12 protein-coding genes are annotated in these 13,194 nt (G+C 61.5%); 2 read left to right on the top strand and 10 right to left on the bottom strand.

Annotated features, from left to right (window positions below):
• Window positions 1-56: 56 nt before the first annotated feature.
• The 6 genes from G9X67_RS07640 to trxB form a co-directional block, all read right to left on the bottom strand.
• Complete coding sequence (locus G9X67_RS07640; RefSeq protein WP_138330420.1) at window positions 57-857, bottom strand: aminoglycoside phosphotransferase family protein; 801 nt, start codon at window positions 855-857, stop codon at window positions 57-59.
• Window positions 858-931: 74 nt separating this feature from the next.
• Window positions 932-2,056: an alkene reductase gene (locus tag G9X67_RS07635; protein WP_138330421.1), complete on the bottom strand. Its 1,125-nt coding sequence runs from the start codon at window positions 2,054-2,056 to the stop codon at window positions 932-934.
• Window positions 2,057-2,081: 25 nt separating this feature from the next.
• Window positions 2,082-3,248: an MFS transporter gene (locus G9X67_RS07630; RefSeq protein WP_138330422.1), complete on the bottom strand. Its 1,167-nt coding sequence runs from the start codon at window positions 3,246-3,248 to the stop codon at window positions 2,082-2,084.
• 1 nt (window position 3,249) lies between these two features.
• Window positions 3,250-3,543, bottom strand: coding sequence for a metalloregulator ArsR/SmtB family transcription factor (locus G9X67_RS07625; RefSeq protein ID WP_138330423.1), 294 nt, complete (start codon window positions 3,541-3,543; stop codon window positions 3,250-3,252).
• 554 nt (window positions 3,544-4,097) lie between these two features.
• Window positions 4,098-4,994, bottom strand: coding sequence for a LysR family transcriptional regulator VtlR (locus G9X67_RS07620; protein ID WP_018446649.1), 897 nt, complete (start codon window positions 4,992-4,994; stop codon window positions 4,098-4,100).
• Window positions 4,995-5,016: 22 nt separating this feature from the next.
• Window positions 5,017-5,991 (bottom strand): thioredoxin-disulfide reductase, encoded by a 975-nt coding sequence (trxB, locus tag G9X67_RS07615; protein ID WP_171598432.1) that lies wholly within the window; start codon window positions 5,989-5,991, stop codon window positions 5,017-5,019.
• 230 nt (window positions 5,992-6,221) lie between these two features.
• On the opposite strand from trxB, the gene G9X67_RS07610 reads away from it, so the two are divergent.
• Entirely contained in the window at window positions 6,222-6,689 is a 468-nt protein-coding gene (locus G9X67_RS07610) for an Lrp/AsnC family transcriptional regulator (RefSeq protein WP_003541645.1), read from the top strand.
• A gap of 31 nt (window positions 6,690-6,720) precedes the next feature.
• On the opposite strand, the gene G9X67_RS07605 is transcribed toward G9X67_RS07610, so the two are convergent.
• Both G9X67_RS07605 and G9X67_RS07600 read right to left on the bottom strand, forming a co-directional pair.
• On the bottom strand, window positions 6,721-8,067 hold the full coding sequence (locus G9X67_RS07605) for a sigma-54 dependent transcriptional regulator (RefSeq protein ID WP_138330425.1): 1,347 nt from the start codon (window positions 8,065-8,067) through the stop codon (window positions 6,721-6,723).
• A gap of 4 nt (window positions 8,068-8,071) precedes the next feature.
• Entirely contained in the window at window positions 8,072-9,940 is a 1,869-nt protein-coding gene (locus tag G9X67_RS07600; protein ID WP_171598431.1) for an ATP-binding protein, read from the bottom strand.
• A 225-nt stretch (window positions 9,941-10,165) separates the two neighbouring features.
• On the opposite strand from G9X67_RS07600, the gene G9X67_RS07595 reads away from it, so the two are divergent.
• Window positions 10,166-11,500 carry a dicarboxylate/amino acid:cation symporter gene (locus tag G9X67_RS07595; protein WP_138330427.1) on the top strand — a complete coding sequence of 445 codons (1,335 nt, stop codon included), beginning with the start codon at window positions 10,166-10,168 and terminating at the stop codon, window positions 11,498-11,500.
• Window positions 11,501-11,573: 73 nt separating this feature from the next.
• On the opposite strand, the gene G9X67_RS07590 is transcribed toward G9X67_RS07595, so the two are convergent.
• Together G9X67_RS07590 and greA are read right to left on the bottom strand one after the other, a co-directional pair.
• The gene (locus G9X67_RS07590) at window positions 11,574-12,632 is read right to left on the bottom strand and encodes a glycosyltransferase family 4 protein (protein WP_138330428.1); all 1,059 of its coding nucleotides are present in this window, start codon (window positions 12,630-12,632) and stop codon (window positions 11,574-11,576) included.
• A gap of 27 nt (window positions 12,633-12,659) precedes the next feature.
• Window positions 12,660-13,136, bottom strand: coding sequence for a transcription elongation factor GreA (gene greA, locus G9X67_RS07585; protein ID WP_012758398.1), 477 nt, complete (start codon window positions 13,134-13,136; stop codon window positions 12,660-12,662).
• Window positions 13,137-13,194: the final 58 nt, after the last annotated feature.

Raw genomic sequence — 13,194 nt, 5'->3', positions numbered from 1 at the left:
TCTGCCCTGACGAAAACCTGCTCCGGCAGAATGCTTCAATCTAACCCGGAAAGGCTCTAGTTCTCGAGTTCGGCCAGCGCGATCCGGGCGACCGTCAAGGCCGTTTCTGCCTGGTGAATATTCGGATCGCCGAGGAACCAGGCGGCGGAAAGACCGGAATAGGCGGCGATCCATTGCAGCAGCCGCTTCGGCTCCAGCTTCGCCTCCGCTGAGACGATGGCGAGCTGGCGGCGGAAACGGGCGGGATCGGTGATGACAGGCAGCTCCTCGTTGGCGAAGATGTTGGCGAAATCGAAGCCGCGCTCGCCGTACAGCCGCTTCGGATCGATCGCCAGCCAGCCGCGTGCCTCGAAATCGAGGATATTGTCGTGGTGGATGTCGCCGTGGAGGATGGTCACATCACGCTGATCGGCAAGGAGGATGTTGGCGATCGCCGAGCAATCGGCAAGCGCACCGCCATGTTTGTCGGCGGCCGGTTCGAGATCACGGAACCAGCGGCTGAGGGGCACGGGATCGGGAAGCGGTTTTTCACGCTGCGCATGCAGCCGCGCGGCGGTGCGGCACAGGATGCGGCTCGCTTCGTCATCCTCGCCGTCCATCGCCATGGCAAGCAGCGAGCGTTTCCCCATCGCCCTTTCCAACAGCACGGCGTCGTCCTCACGGGCGTAGACATAGGCTGCGCCGTCACCGTCCCACCACTGCATCAGAAGCGCGCCGTATCGTTCGTCGATATCGGCCGCCACTTTCAGCATGGCAGGCCTGTCCTGCCAGAGGACCGGCAGGAGGCGGCTGGAGTGGGTGATGATGGGGTCGCCGTCTGATATCAGCGACCAGCGATCAAGATAGGGAGCAAACATGGCGGCACCCTACAAAAACGCGTCGAAGATGGAAATCCCGCCTTTCGGCGGGATTCGCGTTGGCGTGTGAAAGGTCAGGCGACCTTTTCGAGAATGGGATAGTCGATATAGCCCTTGCCGGTGCCGCCATAGAAGGTCGACTGTTCGGGCGTGTTGAGCGGCAGATTGTGTACCAGGCGCTCGACGAGATCGGGATTGGCGATGAAAGGCTTGCCGAAGGCGACGAGATCGGCGCGGCCGCCCTCGACGGCTTCAATCGCCAGATCGCGATCGTAGCCATTGTTGACCATCCAGTCGGCTTTGCCGCCGGCCTTTTCATAAGTCTGGCGAAGTGCCTTGTAATCGAAGGCGGGATTGTCGCCCTGCTTGTAGTCGCGGTCGCCGCCGGTCTGGCCTTCGACGATATGGATATAGGCGAGGTCGTATTTGGCCAGTCCTTCGACGACATTTGCGAAGGTCGCCTGCGGATTGGAATCGTAGCTTTCGCCGGACGGCGTCACCGGCGAGATGCGGATCGCCGTGCGACCGGCGCCAATTTCCTTCACCACGGCATCGACGACTTCGAAGGTCAGACGGGTGCGATTTTCGATCGAACCGCCATATGCATCAGTACGGTCATTGACGCCGTCGCGGATGAACTGGTCGAGCAGGTAACCGTTGGCGCCGTGGATCTCGACACCGTCGAGGCCGGCGTCGATCGCCGCCCGGGCAGCCTTGCGGTAATCCTCGATGATGCCGGGGATTTCGGCCGTTTCGAGCGCGCGCGGCTCGGAGGTGTCGGCAAAGCTGCCCGTGCCGTCGGCATTGACCAGATAGGTCTTGGCCTTGGCGACGCGGTTGGTCGAAGAAACCGGCTTGCCGTCATTCGGCTGCAGCGTCGTGTGCGAGATGCGGCCGACATGCCACATCTGGACGACGATCTTGCCGCCGGCTGCGTGAACGGCGTCGGTCACGCGCTTCCAGCCGTCGAGAGCCTCTTTGCTGTAGAGACCAGGCACGTTGGCATAACCCTGGCCCTGATGGGTGATCGCGGTTGCTTCGGTGATGATCAGGCCAGCGGTAGCGCGCTGACGGTAATATTCGACGTTGAGGTCGTTGGGGATTGCGCCCGGCGAGCGGTTGCGGGTGAGCGGCGCCATGACGATGCGGTTCTTGACGGATATGTCGCCGACTTTCGTGGGTTCGAAAAGCTTGGCCATGATGGTCCTTTCTTTTGCGGGAGGATCACTCGGCAGGGGCAAGGGCGGCCCGGCCCCTGGCGGAGAGATAGGTGAGCGCTGTCGCGCCAAGGCCGATCAGGGCCATCAAGGCTGCGGCGAGCGGAACGCGGGTGAGATCGAAGCCGGCGTCGATGACCAGGCCACCCACCCAGGCGCCGAGCGCATTGCCGGTGTTGAAGGCGCCGATATTGATCGTCGAGACGAGGTTCGGGGCGTCCTTGCCGAAGCCGACGACGCCGACCTGAAGCGCCGGTACGGCGGCAAAACTTGCCATTGCCCAAAGGAAGAGAGTGATTTCAGCTGGGATGAAGAAGCGGCTCGTATAGCTGAAGGCGATCGAAGTGATGGCGATCGCGGCGAAGACGCCGGCAAGCGTTGCGCCGAGCCGCCAGTCGGCAAGCTTGCCGCCGACAAGGTTGCCGATGGTCAGCCCGAGGCCGATCAGGAACAGCGTCCAGGTGACACCTTCCGGCGACACGCCGGTGACGTCGCGCAGTAGCGGCGCGATATAGGTGAAGAGGGTAAACATCGAGGCGGCGAAGAAGACGGTGGTGGAAAGTGCCAGCCACAGGCCGCCATTCCTGAGTGCTGCGATCTCGCGCAGGATGCTGCCGTTTTCTTGCTGCTTGTCCCTGGGCAGGATGGCGATCAGGCCGAGAATGGTGACGATACCGATGACGGTGACGACGCCGAAGGTGGCGCGCCAGCCATAAGCCTGGCCGATCGCAGTGCCGAGCGGCACGCCGAGAACATTGGCAAGTGTCAGGCCGGTAAACATCAGCGCGATGGCGCGGGCCTTGCGGTCTTCGGCAACGAGGCCGGCGGCGACCACCGAGCCGATGCCGAAGAAGGCGCCGTGGCAGAGTGCTGTCACGACACGGGCGATCATCAGCACCCAGTAGTCGCTCGCCAGAGCGCACAGCAGGTTGCCGGCGATGAAGAAGGCCATCAGCGCAATCAGGGCGGTGCGGCGCTTCAGCTTCGCAGTCGAAATCGCCATTACAGGTGCGCCGATCGCGACCGCCAGGGCATAACCGGTCACCAGCCACCCGGCCTGCGGGATGCTGACCGAGAGATCGGCGGCGACCTCCGGCAACAGACCCATGATGACGAATTCGGTGGTGCCTATCGCAAACGAGCTCAAGGCAAGAACGAGGAGGGCGAGGGGCATTCTAAAGGTCCTGCGTCAGTTGCTTGAGGAAAGCGGCGATGGTTTCTTCGTTGCGCTTGTAAAAGATCCACTGGCCGACGCGTTTGGTAGTGACGAGGCCGGCGCGATGCAGCGTGCCGAGATGAGCCGAGACCGTCGACTGTGACAGGCCGCAGCGCTCGAACTGGCTGGCGCAGACGCCCATTTCGAAAGGATGCTCCTGCGAGGGGAAATGCGCCTCGGGATTTTTCAGCCAGTTCAGAATGTCCATCCGGGTGGGATGGGCGAGGGCCTTGATAATTTCGTCTTTGTCCATCGTCTTTCGCCGAACTGTAAATCGTGTCAGGACGATATATCGATCGTCAGGCTTCGATATGCAAATCACGGAGGCGTGAGGCGGCAAGTTTTGTGGAATGAGCAAATTTTAGGCAAAAAAAGAGGGCCACCGGAAAACCAGGGCCCTTATAATTGTGAAGGTCAAAAAACCTCCAGAGGGGAACAGCTAATGCGGTGGTACTGGGAGAGAAACCACAAGATGCATCAGCTGAGAGGGATATGGTGCTTCCTTGAGCAGGTTTCAATGCTTTTTTGTGCATGTCTGCTATGCGCCGCACAAATTTTTTGCGGTGCGGCATTCCGCTGAGGAAAAAAGGCAAAAAAAGAGGGCCACTGGAAAACCAGGGCCCTTATAAGTGTGAAGGTCAAAAACCTCCAGAGGGGAACAGCTAATGCGGTGGAACTGGGAGGAAAAGCCACCATGTGCATCAGCTATGTGCGATATGGTGGTTTATTGGGCAAACGGCAACCCTCATTTGTGCATGCCAGTCATGCGTGTTCTGCATAGTCGGCAATTCATCAATAAAACCAGGCTCAAAAGTTCCAGTTTCTGGCCTTGCTGACGATGAAATCGCGGAAGGCTTTCAGCTTGGCGGCGTTCTTGATCTCATCGGGATAGCAGAAATACGTGTCGAAGGAGGGGACGTCGGCATTGATCGCCAGCTGGATCAGGCCTGGGTCGCGGCCGACGATGTAATCCGGCAGGCAGGCGACGCCGATGCCGAGCAGCGCGGCCCGCTTGATCGAGGTCTGGCTGTTGATCTGCAGATGCGGAATACGCTTGTTATCGGAGGAGCGGCCGGCAACTTCCAGCCAGTTGACATCGAGCAGGTAACTCGGCGCTGGCTCACCGAAGGTGATGATGCGGTGATTGTCGAGATCCTCGACCTTCTGCGGCTCGCCGTGGCGGTTGATGTAGGATGGGGCCGCATAGACGTGCATGTGCACGGTGAAGAGCTTGCGCTGGATGAGGTCGGATTGCTGCGGCTGGCGCAGGCGGATTGCGCAGTCGGCATGACGCATGTTCACATCCACTTCCTCATTGTCGAGGATCAGCTGGATCTGCACATCGGGATAGAGCTGCAGGAATTCCTGGATCTTGTCGGTCAGCCAGCCCTGGCCGAGGCCGACAGTCGTCGTGACGCGCAGCTTGCCGGATGGCGTCTCGGTCGTCTCGGTGAGCTGCATCTTCACGGTTTCGAGCTTCAGCAGCACGTCATGGGCGGTGCGGTAAAGCAGTTCGCCCTGTTCCGTCAGAATCAGGCCACGCGCATGGCGGTGAAACAGCTTGGTGCCGACATCCTGCTCCAGCGCGCTGACCTGGCGGCTGATGGCGGATTGGGACAGATGCAGTTTATCCGCCGCATGCGTGAACGAACCCGCCTCGGCAGCTGCGTGAAAAATACGCAGCTTGTCCCAATCCAATGGCATTCCCCCACCCCTCATGCCGATCTTACTCCGCGGCCACGGCGACGGGCATGTGGCCCGTCAGATATCGCTCGGCTTCAAGCGCTGCCATGCACCCCAGGCCGGCAGCAGTGATTGCCTGGCGGAACGTATCGTCCGTTACGTCGCCCGCGGCATAGACGCCGTCCAGGCTGGTCGCAGTCGAATCCGGCGCGGTCCAGAGATAACCATTGTCCTTCAGCTTCAGCTTGTCCTTGAAGAGCTCGGTTGCCGGCGCATGGCCGATGGCGACGAAGACGCCATCGATCACCATGTCGGTGATCGCGCCGGTTCTGACGTCGCGCAGGCGCGCGCCGGTTACGGATTGCGGCATCGGCGGCTTGGCCGGCGTGCCGGTGATTTCAGCCACTTCGGTGTTCCACAGCACCTTGATATTCTCCTTGGAGAAAAGGCGTTCCTGCAGGATCTTTTCGGCGCGGAAGAAGTCGCGGCGGTGCACTACTGTCACCGACTTGGCGATGTTGGAGAGATAGAGCGCCTCTTCGACGGCGCTGTTGCCGCCGCCAACCACGATCACATCCTTGTTGCGATAGAAGAAACCGTCGCAAGTGGCGCAAGCCGAAACGCCGAAGCCCTGGAAATGCTGCTCGCTCTCGATGCCGAGCCACTTGGCCTTGGCGCCGGTGGCGATGATCAGCGTATCGGCGGTCCAGACCTGGCCGCTGTCGGTGCGGGCGACGAAGGGGCGCTGGTTCATGTCGACTTCGGTCACCAAGTCGTTGACGATCTCGGCGCCGACATGTTTTGCCTGCTGCAGCATCTGTTCCATCAACCAGGGACCCTGGATCGGATCGGCAAAGCCCGGATAGTTCTCGACATCGGTGGTGATCATCAGCTGGCCGCCCTGTTCGAGACCGGCGATCAAAACCGGTTTCAGCATGGCGCGCGCGGCATAGACCGCGGCGGTATAGCCTGCAGGTCCGGAACCGATGATGAGCACCTTCGTATGGCGGGCGGGCATGTCATTTCCTTTCGACTGGCAGGAGGGCGGCAGCTAGATAGCAATTGCGGCCGCTTCGCGTCCCTGCGCCATTTATGAACGTCCAATGCTTTTATTCAAGGGCAGCCTTGCGTTACCAACAAGGCAAATCACCCGGATGTGCAAGAATCCGTCAGCGGCGTGAAACTTTCTTGCGTATTCCGCGGCTTTATATAGAAGCTCCCCGCGGAGAATTAAAGAAAGGCAATGATGTGGGTCGTGCAGAACTCGACGTCATCGATATAAAGATCCTCCGGGAACTGCAGGCCGATGGCCGCATGACCAATGTGGAGCTCGCCGATCGCGTCGGCATCTCGGCGCCGCCTTGCCTGCGCCGGGTGCGCAAGCTCGAGGAAGCCGGCATCATCGAGGGCTACCACGCGATGCTGAATAGCCCGAAGCTCGGCTTCGACCTCGTCGCTTTCTGCATGGTCGGCCTCAAGCACCAGTCGGAAGGCAATCTCAAAGCCTTCGCCGCTGCCACCGCCGAATGGCCGCTGGTGCGCCAGGCCTGGATGGTTTCCGGCGACAGCGATTTCCTGCTGCATTGCGTGGCGGAGAATCTCACCCGCTTCCAGGATTTCGTTATCGAGGTGCTGACGGCGAACGAACATGTCGATACCGTGCGCACCATGCTGACGATCCGGCAGGTGAAGAAGCTGGGCCTAGTGGAAGTCTAAAGCCACTCGGCAGATAGACCGTCATCGCCAACTACTTGCGCGAGATATAGCCGCCCCGGTTGATGCCGTGGCGCTGAAGTTTGTCATAAAACGTCTTTCTCGGAATGCCGAGCGCCTCGAGGGTGCGGCGGACGTCGCCGTCATTGGCCGACAGCGCGTCGCGAATGATCTCCGCCTCGTAGCGTTCCAGCCGTTCGGGAAGCGTCGCATCCGTCGGCTGCGGAGGGACCGCTGCCGCTCCACCGCCTTCCACGCCAAGCACCACGCGTTCGGCATAATGCGAGAGCTCGCGGACATTGCCCGGCCATGTGTGCGAGGCGAGATGCCGCCGCACATCAGGTGAAAGCGGTGGGACATCGCGACGGAAGCGCTCGGCGGCGCGGGCAGTGAAGTGCGAAAACAGCAGCGGAATATCGTCGCGGCGTTCTCTCAGCGGCGGAATGGAGATCGTCACGACATTCAGCCTGTAATAGAGATCCTCGCGAAAATCGCCGCGCACCGAGGGATCCCCGAGGTCGATCTTGGCCGCCGCGACGACGCGAAGATCGACCGGACGCACCTCGTTGGTGCCGAGCGGCGTGATCTCGCGCATCTCCAGCACCCTCAGCATCTTGACCTGCGTGGCGGCCGGCATGCTTTCGATTTCGTCGAGGAAAAGCGTGCCGCCGCTTGCATGTTCGATGCGGCCCGTGCGGCGCTTCTGGGCGCCGGTAAAGGCGCCGGCCTCGTGGCCGAACAGTTCGCTTTCGATGACGGTTTCGGGCAGCGCGCCACAGTTCAACGCCACGAAATTGCCCTTCCGGCGGTGGCTCCATTGATGCAGGAGCTGGGCAACCACTTCCTTGCCGCTGCCCGTTTCCCCGGCGACGAGCACGTCCACGTCGGTATCGGCAATATGGCGAAGAATGTTTCTGAGGTTTTCCATGACAGGCGTCTGGCCGATCAGCGGCAAATTCTCCTGCGCATCTTCGGCTGCCTTCCGCAGCATGCGGTTTTCCAGAACAAGCCGCCGCTTCTCGCTTGCGCGACGCACGCTCTGGACGAGCCGATCGGCTGCGAAGGGTTTGGCGATGAAATCATAGGCACCATCCTGGATCGCCTGAACGGCCATGGGGATATCGCCGTGGCCGGTCATCAATATCACCGGGAGGTCGGCATCCATGCCTTGCAGCGTGGCGAAAAGTTGCAGTCCGTCGATCTCCGGCATGCGGATATCGGTGACGACGGGGCCGGCAAAGTCCGCCGGCAGGTCCGCCAGCGCGGCTTTTGCACCGTCATAGGCGGAAACGGAAAATCCGGCGAGTTCGAGCGTCTGGGTGGTGGCGCGGCGCAGATCCTTGTCGTCATCGATCAGCGCAACGGGCATCGGTATGTCCATGACCTCAAGCCTTCCTCAGCTGAACGATGAACCGGGTTCCGTCGCTGTCGCTTGCAACCTCCATCCGGCCGCCGTAGTCACCGACGATATCTTTGGAGATCACCAGGCCAAGGCCGAGACCGCTTTCCTTCGAGGTGTTGAACGGCGTGAACAAGCCCTTTCGGATTTCCGGAGGGATGCCGGGACCATTGTCGGCGACCGTCACCGTTACCATCCCTGCATCGGTGGATGTTCTGACCTCGACGCGACCGTCTCCGGCCTTCGGCGCCACCGCCTCCAGGGCGTTTTGAAGCAGATTGATGAGCACCTGCTCGAGACGAATCCGGTTTCCCATCACCTGCAGTTCGTCGGGCGGCAGGTCGATGTCGAGCGTATCCATGCGACCGGCAAACCGGCTGCGCAACAGCATCACCGCGCCCTCGATGACGTCCTTCAATCCGGTTGGTTCGGCGCTGCCGCGGCCTTTGCGGGCAAAGGTCTTCAGCTCCTCGGTGATCGAACCTATGCGCTCCGTGAGCGCCGCAATGCTCTCGAGATTTTCGCCGGCAGGCGCAGTCTGGCCGCGATCGAGGAAGGTGCGGGCGTTATCGGCATAGGCACGGATGGTCGCCACCGGCTGGTTGATCTCATGGGCAACGCCGGCGGCCACCTGACCCAGGATGGCCAACCGGTTGGCCTGCACCAGATCCTGTTGCACGGCTTGCAGCTTCTGCTCCGTGCTCTTGTGGCCGATGATTTCAGCCTGCAGCCGGTCCCGCGCCTGGCTGAGATCCAGCGTCCGCTCGACTACCCGCCGTTCCAGTTCCTCCCGCGCCTGCTGTTCGCTGGAGATTCGCAGGGCGATCGCATGGCGGCGGCGCAAAAGGAAGGCTGCTCCGGCCAGCAGTGGCAAGAGTATCAGCAATGCCAGCATGCGGGCTTCGCGAATCCCCGCATCGACGGACGGCCCCAGCGCCACCAGATGCTGCAAATGCCATGCGGTCGCCGGCACCGACGTTGCGACATCGAGAAACCTGGTTTTCCCGGCATCGCCGGGCATGACGATCTCGACGACATCGAGCCCGTCGCCGAGGTTTCGGACCATGTCGAGAGGCAGGGGTTGAAGTGGCGCATCGCCGAATTGAAGGCTTTCGCGGATCGCCGTCAGCCGGTCTTTGGCGATCCGGCCGATCGTCATGAACCGCCATGATGGAAGACTGGTGATGAGGACAATGCCGCGCTCGTCAACGACGTAGGACGGGGTCCCCGAGGTGTTCCAATCCGCCTCGACATCGTCGAATTCGACCTTGACCACGACGACACCCAGCAAGCCATTGCTGCCCGAAATCCGCTGGGAGATATAGAGACCCGGCTTCTTGCTGACCGTGCCGAGCGCGAAGTGCTCGGCCTGTCCTCGTTCGACCGCCCCCTGAAAATACTCGCGGAAGCGGTAGTCATTGCCGACGAAGCTCGTCGGCTCGCGCCAGTTGCTGGCCGAAATCGCCATGCCGTCCTTGTCGATGACATAGATGACGGCGGCTTTCGTGCCCGCCGCCAAATTTTCCAGCTTCTGACTGAGCTGCTCGAACGCGCCGGCATCGTTTCCCGCCAGTGCGGCGGCGAGTGCCGCGTCCTGCGACAGCACGAAGGGAAGCGCCCGGTATTTTTCGAGAACCGTGCGCAGCAACGCCGCATTCAGCCTCGCATCCATGCGGGCCTGTTCCTCGAGGGCAGCCTCCGCCCGGTGCCGGCCGATCTCGCCGCTGGCCCAGAGGCTTGCGACGACAGCGACGAGGGCGAGCACGGCATAGGCCCACCACATCCGGCGGATGCGGTGTTGCACGGGTAGGGGAGGCCACAATTTCTGCGACACGGACATGGCGGATTTGTGCATTTTTCTGCACGAGACGCAAATGGATTTGTGCGGATTTCCGCATTACTTAATGATCCGTCAGCAGCAAAATAAATTTTTCATTAATAAATTCAACTTGTTGGCTAGTCGGCGCAAAACTGGCACGGCGATTGCGAAGAATGGGGCAACAACGGCTGAGCTGTTGGACTTGAAGCGAACGGCTCGGGAGGCCGGAGTTCGTTCCGGACGAGCCATTAGGAGGACATCATGATCGCAGCACCACTCGATGCAATCGCAGGCAGCAAGGGCAAGAAGCCCTTTTATAGCCATCTTTACGTTCAGGTTCTCGCGGCTATCGCTGCGGGTATCCTTCTCGGCCATTTCTATCCTGAATTCGGCACCCAGCTGAAGCCGCTCGGCGATGCCTTCATCAAGCTCGTCAAGATGATCATCGCGCCGGTCATCTTTCTGACGGTTGCGACCGGCATTGCCGGCATGAGCGACCTGCAGAAGGTCGGCCGCGTCGCCGGCAAGGCGATGCTCTACTTCCTGACATTCTCGACATTGGCGCTCATCATCGGCCTGATCGTCGCCAATGTCGTCCAGCCCGGCGCCGGCATGAACATCGATCCGGCCTCGCTGGATCCGGCCGCCGTCGCCGGCTACGCCGCAAAGGCGCATGAGCAAAGCATCGTCGGTTTCCTGACCAACATCATCCCGACGACGATCGTCGGCGCTTTCGCCGATGGTGACATTCTGCAGGTGCTATTCTTCTCGGTGCTCTTCGGCATCGCGCTCGCCATGGTCGGCGAAAAGAGCGAACCGGTCGTCAACTTCCTCAATGCCCTGACGGCGCCCGTGTTCAAGCTCGTCGCCATCCTTATGAAGGCTGCCCCGATCGGCGCCTTCGGCGCCATGGCATTCACCATCGGCAAGTACGGCGTCGGATCGATCGCCAACCTCGCCATGCTGATCGGCACCTTCTACATCACCTCTCTGCTCTTCGTCCTCGTCGTTCTCGGCGCTGTCGCCCGCTACAACGGCTTCTCGATTGTGGCGCTGCTGCGCTACATCAAGGAAGAACTGCTGCTGGTCCTCGGCACCTCGTCTTCGGAGGCTGCCCTTCCGGGACTGATGAACAAGATGGAAAAGGCCGGCTGCAAGCGCTCGGTCGTCGGCCTCGTCATCCCCACGGGCTATTCCTTCAATCTCGACGGCACCAACATCTACATGACGCTGGCTGCCTTGTTCATTGCTCAGGCAACCGGCATCCATCTCTCCTGGGGTGATCAGATCCTGTTGCTGCTAGTGGCGATGCTGAGCTCGAAGGGTGCCGCAGGCATCACCGGCGCCGGCTTCATCACGCTTGCCGCGACGCTCTCCGTCGTGCCCTCCGTACCGGTCGCCGGCATGGCGCTCATCCTCGGCATCGACCGATTCATGTCGGAATGCCGGGCGCTGACCAACCTCGTCGGCAATGCGGTTGCGACGATCGTCGTGGCACGTTGGGAAAACGAGCTGGATACGGTGCAGCTCGCCGCCGCACTGGGCGGCCAGGCCGGGGAGAGTGCTCCCGCTGCCGGGCTGCAGCCGGCTGAATAACTGACCGAACTGTCCGCAGTCCTAAAATTCTCTCAACGGCCCGTCATCCAGCGGGCCGTTTCTCTTTTCTGCCTCAGCTGCGATTGTCGCCGAAAAGGCTGTTGTAAATGGCGCCGATCGCGCTCGCTTCTTTCTCCAGCGCGAAATTCGCCCTGACATGCCGCAGCGCATTCTCGCCATGCGCGATCGCCAGCGCGGGATCTGCGATATAGGGCGCGATTGCCCGCGTCAGCGCCTCGACATCGCCGGCGGCGACGACCGAGCCCGTCTCGCCCGTGACGATGAGCTCGGCATAGGCGCCGGCGTCCGATGCCACCACCGCAGTGCGCGAGGCCATGGCTTCGAGCGGCGTCAGGCCGAAACCCTCGTTGCGGGAAGGGGCGACGTAAAGCGTCAGGCGGCGATACCAGACCTTGATGTCAGGCACTTCGCCGAGGAAGAGGATACGGTCGCTGAGCCCGGCGGCCGCGACATCCGCCTTGAGTTTGTCGCCAAATGCCGTGTGTTCGGTCGTCACCCGGCCGGAGACGACCGCCGTCCAGTCGGGGTGCTGCGGCAGCAGTTCGATCATCGCCTGGACGAAAAGATCGGTGCCCTTCTGATGGCGCACGCGGCCGAAGCAGCCGATGAGATGGCGGCCCGGCAGGCTGGTGGCGGCGATGCCGTCCTCCGCCGTTTCCGGCGGATGGAACAGAGCAAGGTCGACGCCGTGCTGGATGACCGTGTGCGGCACCTCGAGGAACGAGCCGGATCGATCGCTAGTCGCGATGACGGCGTCCATGCGACGGATCAGCCATTTCGTATAGGCGGTGTGCCGGCGTTGCGCGGCCGAGGTGAAGAGAAGCTTCAGCGGCATGCGCAACAGATGGCGCAGCAGGATGCCGACCGCCATCTCGTTGTTGCGGCGAGCGTGCCAGACGCGCTGGCGCCGGCGCGCCGGCGGGCGCCAGAGGCCGAGGAGCTGCCGCCCCTTAAGTTTCGGCAGGTCCTCCGGCAGGCCGGGCCCGAGTGTCGCGATCTTGATGCCGAGCCGGATCTGGCATGGGATGAGCTGGACGATAGTCGACGTGACGCCGGAGAGCCGGCGCTTGAAATTGGGCGCAATGATCTCGACGTCACGGATATCGGGCAAGGGAGGGGTCTCGCGGCTGGCGGGCGATCAGCCCCAGGAAACCTGGAGGATTTCGTAGGCCTTGGAGCCGCCCGGCGCATTGACCTCGATGGAATCTCCGACTTCCTTGCCGATCAGAGCACGGGCGATCGGCGAGGAGATGGAGATGCGGCCGGCCTTGACGTCGGCTTCCTGGTCGCCGACGATCTGGTAGGTCTTTTCTTCATCGGTGTCCTCGTCGATGAGTTTCACCTTGGCGCCGAACTTGATCTTGTCGCCCGACATCTTGGTGAGGTCGATGACCTCGGCGCGCGCTGTCAGGTCTTCCAGCTCGCTGATGCGGCCTTCGTTGTGACTCTGGGCTTCCTTGGCGGCGTGGTATTCGGCGTTTTCGGAAAGGTCGCCATGGGCACGGGCTTCGGCGATCGCCTCGATGATTCGAGGGCGCTCCTCCTGCTGACGCCAGCGCAGCTCTTCCTGCAGCTTGACGAAACCGCCCGGTGTCATCGGTACCTTTTCAACCATTTTTCTGTCCTTCAATCCTCGTATCCGCACAATTAGCGGCGAACACAAAAGAAAACAG

It is taken from the genome of Rhizobium sp. WYCCWR 11152 (genome assembly GCF_013087615.1).
Taxonomy (GTDB): Bacteria; Pseudomonadota; Alphaproteobacteria; order Rhizobiales; family Rhizobiaceae; genus Rhizobium; species Rhizobium indicum.
The sequence above is the reverse complement of the archived record's forward strand: the minus strand, read 5'-3'. Positions and strand labels throughout refer to the sequence as shown.

What these genes read in the sequence shown, in the direction of transcription:
- G9X67_RS07640 (WP_138330420.1), bottom strand. Translation starts at nt 857, where the DNA reads ATGTTTGCTCCCTATCTTGATCGCTGGTCGCTGATATCAGACGGCGAC.
- G9X67_RS07635 (WP_138330421.1), bottom strand. Translation starts at nt 2,056, where the DNA reads ATGGCCAAGCTTTTCGAACCCACGAAAGTCGGCGACATATCCGTCAAG.
- G9X67_RS07630 (WP_138330422.1), bottom strand. Translation starts at nt 3,248, where the DNA reads ATGCCCCTCGCCCTCCTCGTTCTTGCCTTGAGCTCGTTTGCGATAGGC.
- G9X67_RS07625 (WP_138330423.1), bottom strand. Translation starts at nt 3,543, where the DNA reads ATGGACAAAGACGAAATTATCAAGGCCCTCGCCCATCCCACCCGGATG.
- G9X67_RS07620 (WP_018446649.1), bottom strand. Translation starts at nt 4,994, where the DNA reads ATGCCATTGGATTGGGACAAGCTGCGTATTTTTCACGCAGCTGCCGAG.
- trxB (WP_171598432.1), bottom strand. Translation starts at nt 5,991, where the DNA reads ATGCCCGCCCGCCATACGAAGGTGCTCATCATCGGTTCCGGACCTGCA.
- G9X67_RS07605 (WP_138330425.1), bottom strand. Translation starts at nt 8,067, where the DNA reads ATGGACATACCGATGCCCGTTGCGCTGATCGATGACGACAAGGATCTG.
- G9X67_RS07600 (WP_171598431.1), bottom strand. Translation starts at nt 9,940, where the DNA reads ATGCACAAATCCGCCATGTCCGTGTCGCAGAAATTGTGGCCTCCCCTA.
- G9X67_RS07595 (WP_138330427.1), top strand. Translation starts at nt 10,166, where the DNA reads ATGATCGCAGCACCACTCGATGCAATCGCAGGCAGCAAGGGCAAGAAG.
- greA (WP_012758398.1), bottom strand. Translation starts at nt 13,136, where the DNA reads ATGGTTGAAAAGGTACCGATGACACCGGGCGGTTTCGTCAAGCTGCAG.